Origin of the sequence: Sphingomonas mesophila, assembly GCF_003499275.1 — a bacterium.
GTDB classification, from domain to species: Bacteria; Pseudomonadota; Alphaproteobacteria; order Sphingomonadales; family Sphingomonadaceae; genus Sphingomicrobium; species Sphingomicrobium mesophilum.
The window spans coordinates 672,226-694,289 of the sequence record NZ_QWDF01000001.1 but is presented as its reverse complement, the minus strand read 5'-3'; the positions used below and the strand labels follow the sequence as shown (position 1 = coordinate 694,289).

The 22,064-nt window shown below is 67.9% G+C and carries 23 protein-coding genes and 1 riboswitch; of the genes, 11 read left to right on the top strand and 12 right to left on the bottom strand.

Features of this window, described 5'->3' with window-relative positions; all coding sequences use genetic code 11:
* Positions 1-5 precede the first annotated feature (5 nt).
* Entirely contained in the window at positions 6-677 is a 672-nt protein-coding gene (locus tag D0Z60_RS03615) for a phosphatase PAP2 family protein (protein WP_118856991.1), read from the top strand.
* Here D0Z60_RS03615 and D0Z60_RS03610 read toward each other — a convergent pair.
* From D0Z60_RS03610 to D0Z60_RS03570, 9 genes are all read right to left on the bottom strand, one after another.
* Positions 607-1,248, bottom strand: a complete 642-nt coding sequence (locus tag D0Z60_RS03610) for a DUF938 domain-containing protein (protein ID WP_338056183.1) — start codon at positions 1,246-1,248, stop codon at positions 607-609. The genes D0Z60_RS03615 and D0Z60_RS03610 overlap by 71 nt on opposite strands.
* The gene (locus tag D0Z60_RS03605; protein ID WP_162888061.1) at positions 1,241-1,870 is read right to left on the bottom strand and encodes a TMEM175 family protein; all 630 of its coding nucleotides are present in this window, start codon (positions 1,868-1,870) and stop codon (positions 1,241-1,243) included. Before D0Z60_RS03605 ends, D0Z60_RS03610 begins: the two co-directional genes overlap by 8 nt.
* Entirely contained in the window at positions 1,867-2,322 is a 456-nt protein-coding gene (locus D0Z60_RS03600; RefSeq protein WP_118856989.1) for an ABA4-like family protein, read from the bottom strand. The genes D0Z60_RS03605 and D0Z60_RS03600 overlap by 4 nt, the downstream gene beginning before the upstream one ends.
* Entirely contained in the window at positions 2,322-4,022 is a 1,701-nt protein-coding gene (gcvPB, locus tag D0Z60_RS03595) for an aminomethyl-transferring glycine dehydrogenase subunit GcvPB (RefSeq protein WP_118856988.1), read from the bottom strand. The genes D0Z60_RS03600 and gcvPB overlap by 1 nt, the downstream gene beginning before the upstream one ends.
* A 67-nt stretch (positions 4,023-4,089) precedes the next feature.
* Complete coding sequence (gcvPA, locus tag D0Z60_RS03590; RefSeq protein WP_118856987.1) at positions 4,090-5,451, bottom strand: aminomethyl-transferring glycine dehydrogenase subunit GcvPA; 1,362 nt, start codon at positions 5,449-5,451, stop codon at positions 4,090-4,092.
* A gap of 25 nt (positions 5,452-5,476) precedes the next feature.
* Complete coding sequence (locus D0Z60_RS03585; protein WP_118856986.1) at positions 5,477-6,241, bottom strand: class I SAM-dependent methyltransferase; 765 nt, start codon at positions 6,239-6,241, stop codon at positions 5,477-5,479.
* Positions 6,223-6,594 carry a glycine cleavage system protein GcvH gene (gene gcvH, locus D0Z60_RS03580; protein WP_118856985.1) on the bottom strand — a complete coding sequence of 124 codons (372 nt, stop codon included), beginning with the start codon at positions 6,592-6,594 and terminating at the stop codon, positions 6,223-6,225. The genes D0Z60_RS03585 and gcvH overlap by 19 nt, the downstream gene beginning before the upstream one ends.
* Positions 6,591-7,802 carry a glycine cleavage system aminomethyltransferase GcvT gene (gene gcvT / locus D0Z60_RS03575; RefSeq protein WP_118856984.1) on the bottom strand — a complete coding sequence of 404 codons (1,212 nt, stop codon included), beginning with the start codon at positions 7,800-7,802 and terminating at the stop codon, positions 6,591-6,593. Before gcvT ends, gcvH begins: the two co-directional genes overlap by 4 nt.
* A gap of 155 nt (positions 7,803-7,957) precedes the next feature.
* Positions 7,958-8,053: riboswitch (glycine riboswitch) on the bottom strand.
* 72 nt (positions 8,054-8,125) lie between these two features.
* Positions 8,126-8,761: a hypothetical protein gene (locus D0Z60_RS03570; RefSeq protein ID WP_205421032.1), complete on the bottom strand. Its 636-nt coding sequence runs from the start codon at positions 8,759-8,761 to the stop codon at positions 8,126-8,128.
* A 94-nt stretch (positions 8,762-8,855) separates the two neighbouring features.
* Here D0Z60_RS03570 and ispH point away from each other — a divergent pair, with 94 nt between their 5' ends.
* Positions 8,856-9,812, top strand: a complete 957-nt coding sequence (gene ispH, locus D0Z60_RS03565) for a 4-hydroxy-3-methylbut-2-enyl diphosphate reductase (protein ID WP_420822774.1) — start codon at positions 8,856-8,858, stop codon at positions 9,810-9,812.
* Positions 9,813-10,259, top strand: coding sequence for a ribonuclease HI (gene rnhA / locus D0Z60_RS03560; RefSeq protein ID WP_118856981.1), 447 nt, complete (start codon positions 9,813-9,815; stop codon positions 10,257-10,259). It abuts the gene before it with no gap.
* Here the strand turns inward: rnhA and D0Z60_RS03555 are convergent.
* Positions 10,256-11,347, bottom strand: coding sequence for an NAD(P)/FAD-dependent oxidoreductase (locus D0Z60_RS03555; protein ID WP_118856980.1), 1,092 nt, complete (start codon positions 11,345-11,347; stop codon positions 10,256-10,258). The genes rnhA and D0Z60_RS03555 overlap by 4 nt on opposite strands.
* A gap of 50 nt (positions 11,348-11,397) precedes the next feature.
* Between D0Z60_RS03555 and D0Z60_RS03550 the strand changes: the two genes are divergently transcribed.
* The 8 genes from D0Z60_RS03550 (at position 11,398) to D0Z60_RS03515 (ending at position 18,865) form a co-directional block, all read left to right on the top strand.
* Entirely contained in the window at positions 11,398-11,895 is a 498-nt protein-coding gene (locus tag D0Z60_RS03550) for an A24 family peptidase (RefSeq protein ID WP_118858418.1), read from the top strand.
* A gap of 46 nt (positions 11,896-11,941) precedes the next feature.
* Entirely contained in the window at positions 11,942-12,973 is a 1,032-nt protein-coding gene (cpaB, locus tag D0Z60_RS03545; protein ID WP_118858417.1) for a Flp pilus assembly protein CpaB, read from the top strand.
* Position 12,974: 1 nt separating this feature from the next.
* Positions 12,975-14,423, top strand: a complete 1,449-nt coding sequence (locus D0Z60_RS03540; protein WP_118856979.1) for a type II and III secretion system protein family protein — start codon at positions 12,975-12,977, stop codon at positions 14,421-14,423.
* 18 nt (positions 14,424-14,441) lie between these two features.
* Entirely contained in the window at positions 14,442-15,101 is a 660-nt protein-coding gene (locus tag D0Z60_RS03535) for a CpaD family pilus assembly lipoprotein (RefSeq protein WP_118856978.1), read from the top strand.
* Positions 15,101-16,363, top strand: coding sequence for a pilus assembly protein CpaE (locus D0Z60_RS03530; protein ID WP_118856977.1), 1,263 nt, complete (start codon positions 15,101-15,103; stop codon positions 16,361-16,363). Before D0Z60_RS03535 ends, D0Z60_RS03530 begins: the two co-directional genes overlap by 1 nt.
* Positions 16,364-16,427: 64 nt before the next feature.
* The gene (locus D0Z60_RS03525) at positions 16,428-17,396 is read left to right on the top strand and encodes a type II secretion system F family protein (RefSeq protein WP_118856976.1); all 969 of its coding nucleotides are present in this window, start codon (positions 16,428-16,430) and stop codon (positions 17,394-17,396) included.
* Between the two features lie 14 nt (positions 17,397-17,410).
* Positions 17,411-18,397, top strand: coding sequence for a type II secretion system F family protein (locus D0Z60_RS03520; protein WP_118856975.1), 987 nt, complete (start codon positions 17,411-17,413; stop codon positions 18,395-18,397).
* 132 nt (positions 18,398-18,529) lie between these two features.
* Positions 18,530-18,865: a hypothetical protein gene (locus D0Z60_RS03515; protein WP_162888060.1), complete on the top strand. Its 336-nt coding sequence runs from the start codon at positions 18,530-18,532 to the stop codon at positions 18,863-18,865.
* Between the two features lie 55 nt (positions 18,866-18,920).
* Here D0Z60_RS03515 and glyS read toward each other — a convergent pair whose 3' ends face one another.
* Both glyS and D0Z60_RS11825 read right to left on the bottom strand, forming a co-directional pair.
* Positions 18,921-21,140, bottom strand: coding sequence for a glycine--tRNA ligase subunit beta (gene glyS, locus D0Z60_RS03510; protein ID WP_205421030.1), 2,220 nt, complete (start codon positions 21,138-21,140; stop codon positions 18,921-18,923).
* Positions 21,137-21,994, bottom strand: a complete 858-nt coding sequence (locus tag D0Z60_RS11825; RefSeq protein ID WP_205421029.1) for a glycine--tRNA ligase subunit alpha — start codon at positions 21,992-21,994, stop codon at positions 21,137-21,139. The genes glyS and D0Z60_RS11825 overlap by 4 nt, the downstream gene beginning before the upstream one ends.
* Between the last annotated feature and the right edge of the window lie 70 nt (positions 21,995-22,064).

Here is a 22,064-nt window from a genome sequence, read left to right as displayed (position 1 = left end):
GCGTCATGTTACGCTTTTATGTCATGCTCCTGCCGCTGCTCGCCGCGGCCGTCCTCATTCTCGCCGCATGGGTCGGCGGGCCGCAGAACGCGGTCGACTTCGCAATCGTCGCCGAGTCGGTGAAGCTGCGCCAGGCCAACCCGCTGCTGACCGAGCTGCCCGCCTGGCTCAGCCTGCTCGGCAACGCCATCGTCCTGTTGCCGTTGAGCGCGCTCGTGGCGCTCGCCCTCGCCCTGATCCGCCGCTGGCGCCCGGCCCTGCTCCTGACGGTAATCGTCGCCGGCGAGCGCCTCCTGCTCGACGGCATCAAGCTCCTCCTCGGCCGAGCCCGCCCCGACATCGCGGTCCATCCGGTCGATACCCACAGCTTCAGCTTCCCCAGCGGCCACGCCGCCAACACCATGACCGTGCTCGTCGCGATCGCGCTGTTCGCGCTGCCCGCGCGCCACCGCCACTGGTCGGTCCCGCTCGCCGTCGCGTTGGCTGCCGCGGTTGGCCTCACCCGCCCGTGGCTCGGGGTGCACTGGCCGAGCGACGTGCTCGGCGGCTGGATGCTCGCGGCGCTGGTCCTGTTCGCGGCCTGCTGGGCCGACCGGCGCTGGCGGATCAGCGATCCGGGCGCGCGAACAGCAGCATCAGATTATTCGCCGGCATCGTCCGCCGCTCGGCAAGGCTGAACCCGCGCGTCGCCGCCTCCGCCGCGAATGCCTCCACCGTCCGCAGCCCCCAGCGCGGGTCGCGCGCCTTGAGGTCAAGGTCGAACGCCACGTTCGACGGCGCCGGAGCGACGGCCTCCTCGAACCACGGTCCGTAGAGAATCAGCCGCCCATCCGGCCCGAGCGCCCGCGCCGCCCCGTCGAGCAAACCCAGCGCCGCCGCCCACGGGCTGATATGCACCATGTTGATGTTGAGCACCGCCGCCGCCCGCTCCACCGGCCACGCCCCGGCAGCCGCATCCAGCGGCACGGGCGCAAGCAAATTCGCGGGCCCGTCCCGCCCCCACGCCGCGATCGACTCGAGCGCCAGCGGGTCGGGATCGCTCGGCTGCCACTCCAGCGCCGGAAAGCGCCGCGCGAACGCCAGCGCATGCTCCCCAGTCCCGCTCGCCACCTCGAGCACCAGCCCGCTCTCCGGGAGCCACTCGGCCAGCACATCGCCGATCGCCCCGACATTGCGCGCCGCCGCCGGCGCCCGCCGCCGCTCGCCCCCGCCGAGGTCGCCGACGTTGTACGGCGGCAGGCTAGCCACGCCGCTCGCCGCTCCAGTCGTAGCGCCACGAATAGAGCCCGATGGTGACCGGCAGGCTGGCGTAAACCACCGCCGCCAGCTCGCCGAAGCGGCTCAGCGAGACCAGCACCGATACCAGGCCGGTGACCGTATGGATCAGCCAGATATTGCGGTCGCCGCGCACCGCCATGCGCTGCTGCTCGCTCAGCGCCCTGTTGCGCAGCGCGTCCGCGAACAGCGCCGCGGTGACCAGCGACATGGCCGTGAAGCCGAGCCCGTAGATGGTGAACAACGGCGCCACCTCGCCGCTGAACCCGCCGCCCTGCCCGGTGAACCAGTGGCTCGTCGCCGCCGCCATCGAGCGCAGCGGCTGGACGTAGACCAGGATCAGGAACACCAGCAGCAGGGTCAGCCCGACCGACAGCGTATCGCCGTCGCCGCGGATCGCCCGCCAGCGCACGTGCGAAATCCAGAACATGACGAGGATCGCGAAGCCGAACGCGAACGCCGGCAGGTCGCCAAGCGCGAGGAACAGCGACTGGGTGCTGTCGGGCGTGCCCCCGCCGCCGATGATCAGCAGCGACACCGCAAAGGCGAACGCCGCGTCGGTGAAATTGTCGAGCCGGGCGCTGCTCGAGCTCACGCCGCCTTGCGCGCCCGCCGCTCGCGCACCACCAGCCACACCAGCAGCCCGACCGGCCCCGCCATCAGGGTCAGGAACAGCACCGGCAGTTGCGCCGGCCGCGAGAAGCCCTTGTGGTCCGCGTCCTTGGCGATCCACTGGCCGACGAACAGGTCGAACGCCAGATAATGGGTCCAGCCGATGACGATCCCCGCATCGCTCATGAACAAAGCGCGAAGCCCGGCGATCGAATAGTCGCTGAGGACCGGCTCCGCCGCGCCGGCGAGCCGCACCGGATCGGCCAGCCCGCCGAAGGTCGCGACGAAGGCCGCCGTATAGGCCAGGCACAGCAGGCCGACGCCGGCGTAGAGCACCAGCGCCATCGTCCGCGGCCCACGCGACCCGGCGGCGAGCAGCAGCCAGCCGCCGAGCGCGATCACATTGGTCAGCGCAAAGACGCTGTCCCAGCTCATCAGCGTCCGCCGACCGCGGCGGTCTCGGCCCCCGCGCCCTCGGCCCCCTCCGGCACCGGATTGGCATAGGCCAGCACCGGCTTCCTCGCCGCCAGAGTCTCGTCGAGCCGCCGCCGCGGCGCATGGACCGGCGCTGCCTTCAGCCCCTCGTCCCCCGCCCGAGCCCTCTCCGCGATCGAGCGCAACGCGGCGATGAACTGGTCGAGATTGGCCTTGCTCTCGGTCTCGGTCGGTTCGACCAGCATCGCCCCGTGCACCACCAGCGGGAAGTACATCGTCATCGGGTGAAAGCCCTCGTCGATCAGCGCTTTCGCCACGTCGAGCGTCGAGAACCCTTCGGCGAACCCCTTATCGCTGAAGATCGCCTCGTGCATGCACGGCCCCGAGAAGGCGAACGGCGCGTCGAGCAAATCCTCCAGGCTGCGAAGCACATAATTGGCGTTGAGCACCGCGTCCTCGGCGACCTGCTTCAACCCGTCGGCGCCGTGGCTCAATATATAGGTCAACGCGCGCGTGAACATGCCCATCTGGCCGTGAAACGCGGTCATCCGCCCAAAGCTCTGCAGCGGCCCGCCGAAGTGCTCGCGCGCGAATCTGTCGGCCTGCTCCTCCTCGATCAGGTGGACCACGCCATCCGCGGTCCGCGCGGTGTAGGGCAGCGGAGCGAACGCCGACAACGCCTCGGACAGCACCACCGGTCCCGACCCCGGACCGCCGCCGCCATGCGGGGTCGAAAAGGTCTTGTGCAAATTGATGTGCATCGCGTCGATGCCGAGGTCGCCCGGCCGAACCTTGCCGACGATCGCGTTGAAATTGGCCCCATCGCAATAGACGAACCCGCCTACCGCATGGACCGCGTCCGAAATCGCCTTCATCTCCGGCTCGAACAGCCCGCAGGTGTTGGGATTGGTGATCATCACCGCCGCGACGTCCGGCCCGAGCCGCGCCGTCAGCGCCGCCAGGTCGACCCGGCCTTCCCTGGTCGCCGGAATGTTCTCCACCTTGTAGCCGGCAAAGGCCGCGGTCGCCGGATTGGTGCCGTGCGCGCTTTCGGGCACCAGCACCACGGAGCGCGCATCGCCGCGCGCCTCGAGCGCGGCGCGAATGCACAATATCCCGCACAATTCGCCATGCGCCCCGGCCTTCGGGCTCATCGCCACGCCGTGCATTCCGGTCAAATCGATCAGCCAGAGGGCGAGCTCGTTGATCACCTCCAGCGCGCCCTGGACCGTCTCGCGCGGCTGGAGCGGGTGGACATCGGCAAACCCCGCCATCCGCGCGACCTTCTCGTTGAGGCGCGGATTATGCTTCATCGTGCAGCTGCCAAGCGGAAACAGCCCGAGGTCGATCGCATAATTCTGCCGGCTCAGCCGCGTGTAATGCCGAACGGTCTGCGGCTCGGACAGCCCCGGCAGGCCAATGGGTGAGGTGCGCAGAAGGCCATCCAAAGCTCCTCCCCCCTGGGGGAGGTGGCGCGAAGCGCCGGAGGGGGTATCGGTCGCATCCACCCCCTCTGTCGGCTGCGCCGACATCTCCCCCAATGGGGAGAGGCAGAAATCCACCCCCGTCGTGTCCTCGTCACCGATCTCGAAGATCAACGGTTCCTCGAGCATCAGCGCCCGATTGCCGGTCACGGTCGCCGCCTCGCCGGCAACATCGGCAGGCGCCGCCGGCCGCCACCCCGAAGGATTAAGAGTCATGCCAAAACCCCGTTCGTCCTGAGCTTGTCGAAGGACTGCCTTCCTTCTCGAACCAGATGAAAGAGGCTCACGAAACCACCTCCCGCAGCGCCGCTTCCAGCGCATCCACATCCGCATCGCTGACCACTTCGGTCACCGCCACCACCAGCCCGTTGGCCAGCCCCGGCTCATCGGGATAGAGCCGCCCGAGCGACACCCCGCCGAGCACGTTCTTTTCGACCATCGCATGGACCGCCGGCCGTGCCTCGCCGGGTAGCTTGAGCGTGAACTCGTTGAAGAAGGCGTCGTTGACCAGCTCGACCCCGGGGATCGCCGCGAGCCGCCGGGCGGCCTCGACGGCCCGCGCATGGTTGATTTCGGCCAGCGTCCTCAGCCCCTTCTCGCCGAGCAGGGTCATGTGGACGCTGAACGCCAGCGCGCACAGCCCGCTATTGGTGCAGATGTTGCTCGTCGCCTTCTCGCGGCGGATGTGCTGCTCGCGGGTCGACAGGGTCAGCACGAAGCCGCGCTTGCCCGCGGCATCGACCGTCTCGCCGGCCAGCCGCCCGGGCATCTGCCGGACATATTTCTCGCGAGTCGCGAACAGGCCGACGTACGGCCCGCCGAACTGCAGCCCGACTCCGATCGACTGGCCCTCGCCGACGACGATGTCGGCGCCCATCTCGCCCGGCGCCTTGAGCAGTCCCAGCGCGACCGGCTCGGTCACCACCGCGATGAGCAGCGCCCCCTTGGCATGGCACGCGTCGGCGATCGGCCGAAGGTCGGCGACCCGGCCGAGGATGTCGGGATATTGCACGACGACGCAGCTCGGCTCGTTGGCCGCGATCTCTTCGATCAGCGCCTCGACGCCCATGTCCGCGCTCAGCGCCGGCGCCCGGTCGGCAATCGAATCGCCGGTGAATCGGGCCATTGTCCGCGCCACCGCGACATAATGCGGGTGTACGCCCTCGTGGATGATCGCCAGCTTGCGGCGCGTGATCCGCCCGGCCATGCCGATCGCCTCCCACATCGCGGTCGAGCCGTCGTACATCGAGGCGTTGGCGACCTCGCACCCGTACAGCCGTGCGACCTGGGTCTGGAATTCGAACAAGACTTGCAGCGTGCCCTGCGCGATTTCCGGCTGGTAGGGCGTGTAGGCGGTGAGGAACTCGCCGCGCTGGATGATGTGGTCGACGCTCGCCGGGATATGGTGCTTGTAGGCGCCGCAGCCGAGGAAGAACGGCACGTCGCCTGCCGCCACATTCTTGCGCGACAGCGCCCCCATGTGCCGCTCGACCGCCATCTCGCTGGCATGCAGCGGCAGGCCTTCGATCGGCCCCGTTAGCCGGGCCTCCGCCGGCACATCGCGGAACAACTCGTCGACCGAGGAAGCCCCGATCACCGACAGCATTTCCGACCGATCCGCGTCGGACAGCGGCAAATATCTCATCGACTCAACCTCACCCCAAAACCGCTCACTTCGGCTTCCTCATCGTGAATCGCAGCCGCACATAATCGGCCATGTCGCTGCCCACCCGGTCGGCGACCGCATCTGCGATCCCCTGCCGCTCGTCCTCGGGCACCCCGGCGCGGTCGAGCCAGCCGGCGCGGAAGGTCAGCACCCAGGCGGCGACGCCATGCTCCAGCTGGGTCGGCCGCTCGATCAGCCGTGCATCGACTTCGGTGAAGCCCGCGCCCTCATAGACTTCGGTGAATTCCTCGACCGACGGATACCAGTTGGCGGCATAGGTCGGCGGCCCGAAGCCGCGCAGCACGAGCACGTCGTCGAGCGCCTCGCGCAACACCGCCAGATTGCCCTCGCCGCCCATCTCCCCGCAGAACCGCCCGCCGAACTTGAGCGCGAACCAGATCGCCCGCGCGGCGCGATCCTTGGCCAGGATCCAGTGCAGCGTTGCGTTGGAGAACGCCGCGTCGAAGCTTTCAGAGAATTTCAGCTCCGCCGCGTCCATCAGCCGCGCGTCGAGCCCACGCGCCCGCGCCGCGGCGATCATCGACAGGCTGTTGTCGATCCCCACCACCTCGGCCCCGCGCGTACGGATTTCCTCGCTCAGCGTGCCGTCGCCGCAGCCGATGTCGAGGATCGACTCGCCGGGCTGCGGGTCGAGCAGCTCGAGCGCGGCCATGCCCAGCGCCGGCACGAACCCGCCGACCCGGGCATAATCCGCCGCATCCCACTGGCTGGTCGAGGTGGGGAGCAGGATCAGAGTGTCTTCACCCATTCGCGATAGGCCGCCTCGTCCATCAACCCGTCGAGCTCGGAACAATCCGCGACCTTGAGCTTGAAGAACCAGCCCTCGCCTTCGGGGTCGCTGTTCACCAGCCCCGGATTGTCGGCCAGCGCCGGATTGCCCTCGATCACTTCGCCCGCGACCGGCGCATAGACGTCGCTCGCCGCCTTGACCGATTCGACCACCGCCGCCTCGTCGCCCTTGTTGAGTGCGCGGCCGCTCTCCGGCACCTCGGCAAACACGATGTCGCCGAGCGCCTCCTGCGCGTGGGTCGAAATGCCGACCGTGGCGATGTCGCCGTCCAGCCGGATCCATTCGTGCTCGCTGGTGAAAAACAGGCTCATTGCGTCACACTCCCTGCGGTTTTGCGATAATATTTGTGCGGAACGAACGGCATTTGCGTGACTTCCGCCTGGAACAGCTTGCCGCGCTGGCCGAGCTTAATTTGGCTTCCCGGCTCCGCCATCGCGGCGGGCACATAGGCCATCGCGATCGGCCGCCCGAGCGTCGGCGAGAAGGTGCCGCTGGTGACCTTGCCGACCTCGTTGGCCTCGCGGTCGAGCACCATCGCCCCCTCGCGCACCGGCTGGCGCCCGTCGACCAACAGGCCAACCCGTTTCGTGACCGTTCCATTCTCGATTTCGCCGAGGATCCGGCCCGCCCCCGCGAACCCGCCTTCGGCCCGCCGCCTTTTGCCGATCGCGAACTCCAGCCCCGCCATCACCGGCGTCGTCTCGCGGTCGAGATCGTGACCGTAGAGCGGCAGTCCGGCCTCGAGCCGAAGCGAGTCGCGCGCCCCTAATCCAACAGGCCTGACCCGCTCGTCGGCGGCCAGCGCATCGGCCACCTTGGAAACCACTGCACCGTCCACACTGATCTCGAACCCGTCCTCACCGGTATAGCCCGAGCGGCTGATCCACGCCGGCTGGCCAGCGACCCGGAACATCGCCCCCTGCATAAAGCTTAGCTCGCTCACTCCCGGCGCCAGACCTTCCAGCACCGCCACCGCCTCGGGACCCTGAAGCGCGAGCAGCGCCTGCTCCTTCATATGGTCGAGCACCACCCCGCGCGGCAGGCGGCGCTCGAACTCGGCGATGTCGTCATGCTTGGTCGCGCCGTTGACCACCACGTAGAAATGGTCGCCGCGCCTCGTTGCCATCAGATCGTCGACGATCCCACCATTGTCGTCGAGCAGCAGCGAATAGCGCAGCCGCCCATCCTTCAGCATCCGCAATTCGCCTGGCAGCAGCGTCTCGAGCGCCGCGTCGGCGCGCTCGCCGTAGAACAGCAATTGCCCCATGTGGCTGACGTCGAACAGGCCGGCGTGCTGGCGGGTCCACTGGTGCTCGGCGATCACGCCGTCATACTGAACCGGCATCTCATAGCCTGCGAACGGCACCATCCGCGCGCCCCGCGCGCGGTGCCAGCCGTCGAGCGCCAGCGTGCGCAGCGGATCCGAAGCCACGCCCTCGCCGCCGTCGGGATCGCCGCTGTAGGGCGTGCCGCGCGCCTGATGGTCGTCGGTCGGGCCGTTGTAGACAATCCGGCTCATCGGCGGGCTCCCTTGCGAACGCGTGGCGATGACCGGCCAACGCACGAATGCGCTGGTTGATCACCGCCCCCGTCTGTCGCTTGGTGCCTGAGAGCTTTGCCCCTTCGGCGGCCCGCGTGCCGCCTGGGCGACACAGAGCACTTTCCAGACTGTCCAGGGCCCGCGCGGTCCTTTTGCCTGAGAGATTCCGGAGGCGGTTGCTCCTTCGGCGTCCCGGGCTCGTCGCCCGCGAACTCTCCCGCGCGGTCCCTATGCCCTCACGGGCACCGGACCGGCCAAGCCTTGGCTGCCGACCCGACCCAAGTCAAACGATTCGCCGCGCCCTAGCGGGTCGCGTTGTAGCGGAGCTGCTCGTCGGTCAGCTGAAAGCCGACCAGATGCTCGAACGTCGCATTGGCGACCGCGTCGCGGATCTTGGGGTCGGTCATCGGATCGACCGCGGCGTCCGCATCGCCGACCTTGCGCTTGCGGGTAAGCTCGGCGCGAACCTCTGGTGGTAGCGACGCGGCCCCGCGATGCACCGAGACGGCAACGCGCGAGCTGGTCTGAGCGCGCACCGCCCCAGCCGGGAAGTTCAACGCTACTGCCCCGATCTTCTTGGCAGCGACCCGGGTACCGCCCTGCATCACGACGTTGAAGAATGGCAGCACCACCTGGCGCGCGGCTCCGGCATCGCGGCGGGTGGCGACGACATCAAAGCCGGCGGTCGAAACCACCTGGTCGCCGCTTTCGTTGCAGCTCACGCGCAAGTTGGTGATCGCCGCTTCGATGTCGATCGCCCGCGCATCGGTGCTCGACGGCGGATCGAACAGGGTGATGTCGCCGGTCCCGGCGGGGATTCCCGCTTGCGGACAAGTTGAGCGAACGACGTAGATTCCACCTTCGTCCATCCGTCCTTCGCGCGCGCAGGCGGTGGTGAGGAGGGCAAGAGCGGCGATCGACAACAGGCGAAGGGTCACGTGGGCGAGGTTCCTTTTGGCTCGGCGCGCTCGGGCGGCGATGGCTGGCGCTCGTCATAGGAAGCGCCTTGGCTCGCTGCAAGCGAACGCTTACATGGCACGCATGACCGGCCCCAAGCCCCTGCTCGAAGTGCTGATCGCCAGCCCACGCGGTTTTTGCGCCGGCGTCGATCGCGCGATCAAGATTGTCGAACTGGCGATCGAGCGCCACGGCCCGCCGGTCTATGTGCGCCACGAGATCGTTCACAACCGCACCGTGGTCGATCAGCTGCGCGGCCTCGGCGCGGTATTCGTCGAGGAGCTCGACGAGGTCCCCGACGGCCGCCCGGTGGTATTCAGCGCCCACGGCGTACCCAAGGTCGTGCCGCTGGCGGCGATGGCCCGCGGCCTCGACTTCCACGACGCTACCTGCCCGCTGGTCAGCAAGGTCCACCGCCAGGCCCAGCGGCTGCTCGAGGACGACCGGCACATCCTGTTCATCGGCCATGCTGGCCACCCCGAGGTGATCGGCACGATGGGCCAGGTCCCCGACGGCGCGATCAGCCTGATCGAGACTATCGACGACGTTGCCGCCTTCGATCCCGCCGGCCGCGAGCGGCTCGCCTTCCTCACCCAGACCACCTTGTCGGTCGACGACACGGCCGAGATCATCGCCGCTCTCCAGGCGCGTTTCCCGACCATTCGCGGGCCCAAGGCGGAGGACATTTGCTACGCCACCTCCAACCGCCAAGCGGCGGTCAAGGAGATCGCGCCGCGCTGCGACAAGATGCTGGTAATCGGCGCCCCGACCAGCAGCAATTCGCTGCGCCTGGTCGAGGTCGCCGAGCGCCTCGGCGTTCCGGCCCGGCTGGTCGAGCGCGCCGCCGACATCGACTGGGACTGGTTCGGTGCGCCGCGCGTGCTCGGCATCACGGCGGGCGCGTCCGCGCCCGAGGTGCTGGTCGCCGAAGTGCTCGAGGCGCTTCATCAGCGGTTCGAGGTGCGCGCCAGCGAGGCGGCGCACATCGAGGAAAAGATGGTCTTCAAACTGCCGCGTGAGCTGGTCGCCTAGGTGGACGAGCTTCCCAAGGTCGAGATTTTCACCGACGGCGCGTGCAAGGGCAATCCCGGACCGGGCGGCTGGGGCGCGATCCTGCGCTCGGCCGGCGGCAAGGAGCGCGAGATTTCGGGCGGCGAAAAGCCGACTACCAACAACCGCATGGAGCTGATGGCCGCGATCGAGGCGCTGAATGCCCTAAAGCGGCCGTGCCGGGTCGAGCTGCACACCGACAGCGTCTATCTGCGCGACGGCATCACCAAGTGGATCCACGGCTGGCGCCGCAACGGCTGGCGGACTGCGGACAGGAAGCCGGTCAAGAATGCCGAACTGTGGCAGGCGCTGCTCGATGCCGCCGAGCCGCACCGGGTCGCCTGGCATTGGGTCAAGGCGCACAACGGCCATGCCGAGAACGAGCGCGCCGACGCCCTCGCCTGCGCCGAGGCCGACAAGCGGCGCTAACGGCGCGGCACGAAGTCGCCGGCAGTGACGCCGGCCAATTCCTTCCCGAGCGGCTCGCCTGCGATCACGCGCGCGCACAGCAATGACGCTGCAGGCGCGGTCTGGATGCCCATCCCGCCCTGGCCGACGCACCAGAAGAAGCCCGGCGTGGCCGGATCGAAGCCGAACACCATTCGCCGGTCCGGCGCGAACGTCCGCAACCCGGCCCATTTGCGCTCGACCGCCTCGACCGGCCAGTCAACCGCCTGCTCGAACCGGTCGACTGCGGTCGCCACATCGATTTCCTCGGCCGCGGTGTCGCACGGCTCGGTCGGAGTTTCGTCGAGCGGGCAGACCCACACGCTGTTGTCGCCCTCGCCCTTGAAATAAAAGCTGGCGTGGAGATCGGTCACGAACGGCAGATCCCTGAGGCCCGAGCGGCCGATCCGCAGCTGCACCACCGTCCGGCGCATCGGCACCAGCCCGAGCGGCGCGACTCCGCAGCGCCCGGCAAGTTCGTCGCCCCACGCCCCGGCGGCGTTGACCAGGACCGGCGCGCAAGCCGCGCCATCGACGATCCACTGCGCCCCATCATGCGTCGCGCTGCGCAGCGGCCGATCCGTGGCGATCACCGCACCCGCTCGCCGCGCCGCGGCCAGGCAGGCGGCGTGGAAGGCGGCGACGTCGATGTCGGCGCAGCTCGCTTCGAAATAGGCACCGGTCCACTGCGCGCGGAGCCCCGGAATAAGTGCGTCGAGCGCGGCCCGGTCGATATGCTCGGGCCGGTCCTCGCCCGCCAGATCGTCCTCGGCGCCGAAGCGCTCGCCGCACGGCCCGGTCAGGTGGACCGCGCCGCGCCGACGCAGCAGCGGCACGTCGCTCCCAGGCCAGCCGGCGTCGAACATCGGCTTGGACAGCAGGCTCAGCCGCCGCTCGGGCGAGGCGCCGCCGAGGCTCGCCTGCCAGAACGCCGCCGAGCGCCCGGTCGAGTGGCGGCCGCACATGTCCTCGCTCTCGAGCAGCAGCACGCGCCGTTCGCCGGCCAGCCGCGCGGCGAGGCTCGCTCCGGCGATTCCGCCGCCGGCGATGACGATGTCGAACGCCTCCATGCGCCTCACGGTTACGGTTTGGTAAAGCCCGCCGTCTAGGGGTGGCGATGATGAACGACACGATAACCCTCGCGCTGATGGCGCTGCTCGCCGTGATGCTGCTGGTCGCCGCGGTGATCGACGTGCGCACGTTCACCATCGCCAACGGACTCAACCTCGCGATCGCCGCGCTCGGCCTTGCGTACTGGTGGTCGATCGGCCTCCCGCTGTGGCCCGACGGAGCGATTCGCGCCGGCATCGCGCTGGCCGTGTTCGCGATCCTCGCCATCACCTTCATGATCGGCATGATGGGCGGCGGTGACGTCAAGCTCGCCGCCGCTCTGGCATTGTGGTTCACGCCGTTCGAGACGGTCCGCTTTCTCGTCTACATGTCGATCGCGGGTGGGCTTCTCACGCTGATCGTCATCCTCGCCCACCGCCGCTGGCCAAATTGGCAGGTCGATGACGAGGGCAAACCCAAGGCCAAAGCCGAGGTGCCGTACGGAGTCGCGATCGCGGCCGGCGCACTGATCGTTCTCGCCCAACGGTTTCTTAACCATTTTGCCTGATTGATCAGGGTCATTGAGGGGAACCTCTAGGGGAGGCGTGGTCGCCATGGACGTCAAGAAAGTCGCACTGCTCGTTGGAGCTCTGGTCATCGCGGTGGTCACCGCAGTGATGGCCAAGAACATGTTCAGCGGGAGCGGCGCCGATCAAGCGTCCGCCGCGCCGGCCGTCCCGGTCGGGCCCAAGATCCTGGTGGCGCGCAAGGCCCTGCCGGTCGGCACGATCATCGACCAGGAGGCGCTGACCTTCCAGCCCTGGCCGAGCGAGCTGATGCAGGAAGCCTATTACACCGAAGGCTCGCCCGACGCCGACATGTCGAAACTGCTCGGCACGGTCGTGCGCAACCCGATCACGGCCGGCCAGCCGGTCACCCGCGGTGCGCTCGTCGGCCCCAAGGACCGCGGCTTCCTCGCCGCCGCCCTCGGCCCGGGCATGCGCGCCGTCACCGTTCCCGTGTCGGCAACGACCGGAGTCGGCGGCTTCGTCTTCCCGGGCGACCGGGTCGACATGGTGCTGACCCAGGAAGTCACCGGCGGGGGCGATGGTCCCGCGCTCAAGGTCTCCGAAACGATCGTGCGCAACCTGCGCGTGCTCGCCGTCGATCAGCGCATCGACGGGCTCAACGAGGAGGGCAAGACCGAGGCCAAGCTGTCGACCAGCGTGACCATCGAGGCCACTCCGCGGATCGCCGAGAAGATCGCCGTCGCCCAGTCGCTCGGCATGCTCTCGCTGTCGCTGCGCTCGATCGCCGACAATGCCGCCGAGCTCGAGCGTGCCGTCGCCAGCGGCGAGGTCAAGCTGCCCGAGGGCGCCAGCCCCGCCCAGGAGCGCGCCATGCTGCTCGCCGTCGCCAACCGTCCGTCCGACAATGCGACGACCTTCACCACCGGCGGCGACGTGTCGCGCTTCCAGCGCCGCACCGTCCCGGCGCGCAAGGAAGATACCGACCAGCGCGTCGCCGCGGTCAACAATCTCGCCAACGCGGTCCGCACCGTTGGCGGCGCCTCGGTCCCCAGTGGTCCGGTGGTGCGCGTGTCGCGCGGCAATACCGTCACCGTCGTTCCGGTGGGAGCTCGCTAACATGACCAAGTACAACATCGTCCGCCGCGCCCGCCTGGGCAGTGCGCTGGCCGCCATGGCGCTCTGCCTTGGCACCGCCGTCGCCCCGTCCGCCGCGATCGCCCAGCCCGGCACCTTCAAGCCGCAGAGCGAACTCACGCTCTCGGTCGGCGAGGGCCAGATGATCAACACCGGCCGCCCGGTCGCCGACGTGTGGGTGTCCAACCCGCTGGTCGCCGACGTCGACGTCACCAACCCGCGCCAGATCAAGCTGTTCGGCAAGGAGCGTGGTGTCGCCACGCTGATCGCCACCGGCAAGGACGGCGGGGTGGTTTACGCCACCAACGTTCGGGTCAGCCAGAACATCTCGTCGGTCGACGATGTCATCCGCGCCGCACTGCCCGGCTCGAACATCACCGTCACGACCGTCGGCCAGACCGCGATCATCAACGGCACCGTCGCATCCCCCGAGGATAGCGCCGACGCCGAGCGGATCGTTCGCGCCGTGCTCAACCCCGGCATCGCCGAGGGCGCGCCGCTCAACGTGCTGCCGATCAACCGGCTGCGCGCCGCCACTCCGGTGCAGGTCGCGCTTCGGGTCAAGATCGCCGAGGTCAACCGCAGCCTGATCAAGGAGGTTGGCGTCAATTTGCTCGGCGGCAACCGCAGCTTCGACATCCTCCAGGGCGACGGCATCTATTTGCCGCCGGCCGGCGAGGTGCCCGAGCCGACCAAGGACGCCACCGGTGCCATCATCCGCGGCATCACCGGCACCACGCTCGCGCTACGCAAGAGCATCCTCGGGCTCGACCTCATCTCGCGGCTTCAGCTGAGCGAGACCGACGGCCTCGTCACCACGCTGGCCGAGCCGACCCTCACCGCTTTGTCGGGCGAGACTGCCAGCTTCCTCGCCGGCGGCGAATTCCCGGTGCCGATCTCGAGCTCGCTCGGCTCGGTCACCGTCGAATATAAGCAATATGGCGTCGGACTGGCCTTCACTCCGATCGTCATGACCGACGGCCGCATTTCGATGCGGGTCCGCCCGGAAGTCAGCGAATTGTCGACCGAAGGATCGGTCAAGTTCGGCGACTTCGTCATCCCGGCGCTGACCACTCGCCGCGCCGAGACCACGGTCGAGCTCGGCTCGGGCCAGTCGTTCATGATCGCCGGCTTGCTGCGCAACTCGAACGTCAACGACATCAACAAGGCGCCGTTCCTGGGCGACATTCCGATCCTCGGGGCCTTGTTCCGCTCGACCAAGTACCGCCGCGCCGAGACCGAGCTGGTGATCATCGTCACCCCCTATCTCGTGCGCCCGGTCAACGGTCAGCTGGCGCTTCCGACCAACGGCTATCGTGCTCCCAGCACGGGCCAGATGCTCGGTATGGGTCAAAGCTACTCCGGCGTGTCCGGCGCAGCCCCCGCTCCGGCTTCGGCCGGCGCGGCGCCCGCGCCCGGCTTCAAGATGTAAGCGGCAAAGGAAACGACCATGCGCTCCACCTTCTCTCTCTTGCTGCTCGCCAGCGTCGCCGCAGCCGTCCCGGCCCAGGCCAAGGACGACCCGCGCCGCGGTGTCGAGGCGGTCAACGAGCCGATCGTCACGCGCTCGGACTATGTGTTCGACGCCGCCGCTCCCGACGGCCGGCTGAGCTCGGTCGAGCAGGCCCGGCTCGATGCCTGGCTGGCCGGTCTCGGCCTTGATTTCGGCGACCGCGTCTACATCTCGGGCGATGCCTCGGGCTCGGCGCGCTACGACGTCGCCCAGGTCATCGCTCGCTACGGCATGCTGGTCAGCAACGGTGCTCCGGTCGCCGGCGGAGTAATCAATCCGGGCAGCGTCCGGGTGATCGTTTCGCGGACCCGCGCGACGATGGCCGGCTGCCCCAATTGGTCGGGCATGTCGCAGCCCAATTTCGGCAATCGCACGATGCCCAATTACGGTTGCGCGGTGAATGGCAATCTGGCGGCGATGGTCGCCGATCCGCAGGATCTGGTCAGCGGCCGCGGCGAATTGCCGGGCAGCGACGGCTTTGCCGGCGCCAAGGCGATCAAGATGTACCGCGACTGGCCGCTCACCGGAGTCACCGACGGTCAGGCCAAGCGGCCACTCAAGAAACCGGACACCAGGTCCGGCGGGGGAGGCGAATAATGAATGCTCCGTTCCAGGCTCGCGCCGGTATGCGCGACCCGTTTACCGCCTTCGTGTGCGACGACGCCACCGCCGACATGCTTCGGCCGGTCGCGGTCGAGCACGGCTGGTCGCCGGAAAAGGTCAACAAGGGCGGGCTGCGCAACGCGGTCCAGTCGCTGTCGGTCTCGGCCAGCCCGAACATCCTGTTCGTCGACCTCTCGGAGAGCGCCGATCCGCTCAATGACATCAACGGCCTCGCCGAAGTGTGCGAGCCGGGCACGATCGTCATTGCCGCGGGCGGGGTCAACGATGTCCGCCTGTACCGCGACCTCGTCGCCAGCGGCATCCACGACTATCTCTTGAAGCCGTTCACGGTCGACCAACTGCGCGACACCTTTGCGCACGCCCAGGCGATCCTCAGCGGACCGCGCGGCGAGGCCCAGGCCGACAAGCCGCACGTGATGACCGCAGTCATCGGCGTGCGCGGCGGAGTCGGCGCCTCGACGCTCGCCACCAGCCTCGCCTGGCTGCTCGGCGAAAAGGCCAACCGCTCGACCGCCTTGCTCGATCTCGACGTCCACTTCGGGACCGGCGCGCTGGCGCTCGATCTCGAGCCGGGCCGCGGCCTCACCGACGCGATCGAGAACCCGAGCCGGATCGACGGCCTGTTCATCGAACGCGCCATGGTCCGCGCCAATGAGCGGCTCAGCGTGTTGTCGTCGGAAGCTCCGATTCACCAGCCGCTGCTGACCGACGGAAGCGCCTTCTTCCAGCTTCAGGAAGAGATGCGCAACGCGTTCGAATCGACCGTGCTCGACCTGCCGCGCCACATGCTGATCCAATATCCGCACTTGGTGCACGACGCGCACGTCGCGCTGGTCGTCTCCGAGCTCACTTTGGCGGCGACTCGCGACACCATCCGGATCCTCGCCTGGCTCAAGTCGAACGCGCCGCAGACCAAGGTCATCGTCGCGACCAACCGCACGCCGTCGGGCGGCGGGCTCGAGATCAGCAAGAAGGATTTCGAGCAGTCGATCGAGCGGCCGGTGGACATCGTCTTCAACGACGATCCCAAGCTTGCGGCCCAGGCCGCCAAGCTCGGCAAGCCGATGGCCGAAGTCGCCGGCGGCAAGATGGCGGCGCCGTTCGCGACCTTGTCGAACATGGTCCTGAGCCATGCCAGCGAGGAAGGCGTCGCCGACATTGCCGAGGCGCGCTCGAAGAGCCTGGTCGGCAACCTCAAGTCGATGCTCGCCAAGCCGAAGGCGAAAGCCGCGTAGTACAACGATGTCCGCCCGCGCGCCGGTGGCGCCGGGCGGCCGGACCTGATTGGACGGTTGAACCATGGTCATGATGCTGATGATCGCCGGCGGGGTCCTGATGGTCCTTGCGCTTGGCTACACCGCGCTCAGCGGACCGTCGGCGGGCAAGGCCTACAAGCGCCGGCTCGAGCTGCTTCGCGAGCGCCACGGCGACGTCGTCACCGCCAACGCCCAGGCGCAGATCCGCAAGCTGCTGGCCCAGCGCCAGACCAAGATCGACGACGCGCTGTCGTCGTTCATCCCCAAGCCCGCCCTGCTCCGCCGCCGGCTCGAGCAGACCGGCAAGGACATCAGTCTCCAGAAATATACGATGATCTCGGCCGGCCTGGTCGCCGTCGTGGTGGCCGTGCTCAAGCTCCAGGGCGCGCCGCTGATGCTCGCGCTGTGCTTCGCTCTGTTCGTCGGCATCGGCCTTCCGCACCTCGTCATCGGAATCCTCATCAGCCGCCGCGTGAAGTCGTTCACCAAGGATTTCCCCGACGCCATCGACCTGATGGTTCGCGGTCTGCGCTCGGGTCTTCCGATCACTGAGACGCTCGGCATTGTGTCGACCGAAATCCCCGGCCCGGTCGGGCTCGAATTCCGCACCGTCGCCGACAAGATGAAGATCGGCCGGACGATGGAAGCCGCGCTCCAGGAAACCGCCGACCGCCTCGGCACGGCCGAGTTCCAGTTCTTCGTCATCACGTTGGCGATCCAGCGCGAGACCGGCGGCAACCTCGCCGAGACGCTGTCGAACTTGTCCGACGTGCTGCGCAAGCGCGCCCAGATGAAGCTCAAGATCCGCGCCATGAGCTCGGAATCCAAGGCTTCGGCGATGATCGTCGGCTCGCTCCCGTTCGTGGTGTTCGCGATGGTCTGGGGAATCAACCCGACCTACATGGCCGGCTTCTTTTCCGATGAGCGGCTGATGGTCGCCGGCCTTGGCGGGCTGGTGTGGATGTCGATCGGCGTGGCCATCATGGCCAAGATGGTCAGCTTCGAGATTTAGAGGACAGAAAACCTATGTCTCCCGGTCCCACCATTCTCGGCGTCGACGTCATCTGGGTCGCCACCATGCTCAGCGCGGTGGCCACCTTCGCGGTGATGATCGCGATCTATGCGGCGACCACCGTGCGCGACCCGATGGCGCGCCGCGTCAAGGCGCTCAACGAGCGGCGCGAGCAGCTCAAGGCCGGCATCGTCGCCTCGACCAACAAGCGCAAGAAGCTGACGAACAAGAACCAGGCGGCGGACCGCGTGCGCGGCGTCCTGAGCAACTTCAAGATGCTCCAGGACGACCAGATCAAGAAGACCCAGACCAAGCTTCTGCAGGCCGGGATTCGCTCCAAGGATCTTGCCTACTTCGTCATCGCCGCGCGCTTCCTGCTGCCGCTGGTGATCGGCACCGGCGCGGTCATCGCGATCTATGTCGCCGACATGTTCCCCGATTGGGGCGCGCTCAAGCGCTACATGGCGACCGCCGCGGCGTTCGTCGGAAGCTACAAGGCGCCCGATCTGTGGCTCAAGAACAAGGTCACCAAGCGCAGCCACGCGGTGCGCAAGGGACTGCCCGACGCGCTCGACCTGTTGGTCATCTGCGCCGAGGCCGGCCTCACCGTCGACGCCGCCTTCAACCGGGTCGCCAAGGAACTCGGCAAGGCCTATCCCGAACTGGGCGACGAATTCGGCCTGACCTCGATCGAGCTTGGCTTCCTCAACGAGCGCCGGATGGCGTTCGAGAATCTCGCTACGCGCGTCGATCTCGATGCAATCCGCGGCGTCGTCACGACCATGATCCAGACCGAGAAATACGGCACTCCGCTCGCCTCGGCGCTGCGCGTCCTGTCGGCCGAATTCCGCAACGAGCGGATGATGCGCGCCGAGGAAAAGGCCGCGCGCCTGCCGGCGATCATGACCGTTCCGCTGATCCTGTTCATCCTGCCGACCCTGTTCATCGTCATCCTTGGTCCGGCGGCCTGTTCGATCAACGACAGCTTCATCAACGGCTAGACCTTCAATCCAGGTGGGGGACGAGGCGCCGCCGGTTGGGACACCAGCCGGCGGCGTTTCGCGCTTTCGGGGACGGAACGACCCGGCTTTTTGTGCGCTTTATGCTGCAAGCCAACAGCAGGGACGCGCGTCATGATGGGTTTCACTTCCGACCAATGGGTGATCGTCGCCCTCGTCTTCATTCTCGGCCTGCTCGTCGGCGGCTTCCTGTTCTCGGGCGGCGGCCGCAAGTGGAAGCACCGCTACAAGGCGGAGGTCGACCGCCGCGAGGAGCTCGAGCGCACCCACCGCGAGCGCGAGAACCATTGGCAGAACCAGGAAAAGGAATGGCGCGAGCGCGACTCGCTGCGCTCGGCCGCCACCAAGGGCGCCCCGGCCAAGGATCGCGACCGCGACGGAGTCCGCGACACCCGCGATCCCCATGTCGACCGCGACCGCGACGGAGTCGACGACCGTAGGGAGATTTAGGTCGTCATTGCGAGCGTAGCGAAGCAATCCAGTCCGGATTTAGTCGCTACGCTCGTTACCCCTCGATCCTGGAGAAATCCGCAACCGTGTGCACCGCGTCGCGGAAGCGCTGCAGCAACCCAAGCCGCCTGGCGCGCACGCCGGCATCCTCGGCGTTCACCGTGACCTTCTCGAAGAACGCATCGATCGGCCCGCGCAGCGACGCCAGCGCCGCCATCGCCCCGGTGAAATCCTCCGCCTCGACCGCTGCCTTGGCGGTCGGAGCAGCCGCGTCGAGCGCCGACACCAGCGCCGCCTCTTCAGGCAACATATCCCCGTCACCCCGGGCTTGGTCCGGGGTCCACGTCCCCTCTTCCTTCTTCAGGATGTTGGCGGCCCGTTTGTACCCGGCCAGCAAATCCGCGCCCTCCCCGGTCTCGACGAACGCCTGAAGCGCCGTCACCCGGGCCAGCAAGCGGACCAGATCGTCCTCCCCGCCGAGCGCAAACACCGCATCGATCAGGTCGTGCCGAACCCCAGCCTCGCGCTGCTGAACCTTGAGGCGGTCGATCAGAAACGCGAAGAGCTCTTGAGCATCGACCGAGCCATCAGGCCGATCAAGATAACTTCGTGCCTGCTCTGCAAGGTCCGCCGATAATGGCTCTACGATATCGCTGGGTAGGCCTAGTTCTCGATCAAGTTCGTCCAGCTCCTTCAGAGCGTTACGGGTGATGTCGCACAGTCGCTGGTCGAGCTCGACCGGATGGATTTGGTCTAGCGCCGTCACTGACGCCATTTGGAGATAGGTCAGCGCGGGAAGGCGCAGCTGTCCGTCTATTACGACGCGCAGGATGCCGAGAGCAGCACGTCGAAGCGCAAACGGGTCCTTCGACCCGGTCGGCCGCTCGTCGATCAGGAAGAAGCTCGCAATCGAATCCAGCTTATCCGCCAAACTCACCGCCACCGTAACCGGCGCGGTCGGCACCTCGTCGCCCTGCCCGACTGGCTTGTAATGATCGCGGATCGCGCCGGCGATGGCATCGGGCTCGCCCTGCGCCCGCGCCAGATGGCCGCCGATCACACCCTGCAATTCGGGAAACTCGCCGACCATCCCGGTCACCAGGTCGGCCTTGCATAATTGCGCCGCCCGACGCGCTAGCGACGGGTCGCAGCCGGGCACGATCTTCTCGCTCGCCAGCCACTCCGCCAGCTTCGCGACCCGCTCGACCTTGTCGGCCACCGTCCCGAGCTTCTCGTGGAACACGATTGCGCCCAGCTTCGCAGCCTGTTCCTCGAGCGGCACCTTCATATCCTGCTGCCAGAAGAAGCGCGCATCGCTCAGCCGCGCGGCCAGCACGCGCGAATTGCCGGCACAGATCGAATCGCCGCTGCCCTCGGCATCGACATTGGCGACCAGCACGAAGAATGGCGCCAGCCGCCCATCGCCGCCGCGCATCACGAAATATTTCTGGTTGAGCCGTGCGGTGAGCTGGATCACCTCCTCGGGCACGTCGAGGAAGTCGGAATCGAACGAGCCGAGCAGCGGCACCGGCCATTCGGTGAGCCCCGCATTCTCGACCACCAGCCCCTCGTCCGCGACCAGCACATAGCCCGCGTCCTCGGCCAGCTGCCGAGCGCCCTCGCGGATGATCGCCTCGCGCTCCTCCTGGTCGATGATGACATGGCAGGCGCGCAATTTCTCGGCATAGTCGTGCGCCCCGCCGATGGTGATCGGGCCGGGATGGTGGAAACGGTGCCCGAGCGTCGCCGCGCCGCACGCCACGCCGGCGATCGCGACCGGCACGATCTCCTCGCCGAGCAGCGCGACGATCGAATGCAGCGGCCGCACCCAGCGCAGCGACGCGCTCGAGGCCGACGCATCGCCCCAGCGCATCGACTTCGGCCACGGGAAATCGCGCACGATCCCCGCCACCAGTTCCGCCAGCACCTCCGCCGTCGCCCGCCCCGGCCGCTCGATCCGCGCGAACCACACGCCGTCGCGCTCCTCGAGCTGGTCGCGCCCGAGCCCGGTCTTGCGCAAGAAGCCCTCGAGCGCCTGCTCCGGCGCCGACGTGCGCGGACCCTTCAACTCCTCGGCGCTTGCCTCAGTCGCCGTTGGCAGCCCGCGCACGATCGCCGCCAGCCGCCGCGGGGTCGAGTAGGTCGCGATCCCCTCGTGGCTCAACCCCGCCGCCGCCAGCCCCTCGGCAAGCAATCGCGCGAGGTCGCCCCGCGCCCGCCCCTGCATCCGCGCCGGCACTTCCTCGCTCAGCAATTCCAGCAGGAAATCGCTCACGCGGCGTACCCCTTCGAATCCATCCACGCCGCGCAAGCGCCCTTCGCGAGGTCGCGCACGCGGCCGATATAGGCCTGGCGCTCGGCGACCGAGATCACGCCGCGCGCCTGCAGCGTATTGAACACATGGCTCGCCTTGATCGCCTGCTCGTAGGCGGCGATCGGAACGCCCGCCTGCAACGAATTCTCGCTCTCCGCCGCGGCCTTCTTGAACAGGTCGAACAGCGCCTCGGTGTCGGCCACCTCGAAATGCCATTTCGACATCTGCCGCTCATTGTCGAGGAACACGTCGCCGTAGGTCACGCCGTCATCGTTGAACGCCAGGTCGAACACATTGTCCTTGCCCTGGATGTACATCGCGAGCCGCTCGAGCCCGTAGGTGAGCTCGCCCGCGACCGGCTTGCAGTCGAACCCGCCGACCTGCTGGAAATAGGTGAACTGGGTCACCTCCATGCCGTCGCACCACACTTCCCAGCCCAGCCCCCAGGCGCCGAGCGTCGGCGATTCCCAATCGTCCTCGACGAAGCGGATGTCATGCTTCAATGGGTCGATGCCGATCGCGTCGAGGCTGCCGAGGTACAGCGCCTGCAGGTCCACCGGGCTCGGCTTCAGCATCACCTGATATTGGTAATAGTGACCGAGCCGGTTGGGATTCTCGCCATAGCGGCCGTCGGTCGGCCGGCGGCACGGCTGGACATAGGCGCATTTCCACGGATCGGGCCCGAGCGCGCGCAGCACCGTTGCCGGGTGGAACGTCCCCGCCCCCATCTCGAGGTCGTAGGGCTGAAGAATGACGCAGCCGCGGTCCGCCCAATAGCGGTGCAGCGTGAGGATGAGGTCCTGGAAGCTCAGCATCGTGGCGCGCGCTTTGGCGGATGCGGTGCCCAACGGCAAGACAAGCGCGGAAAAGTCAGGCCGGTGCGAC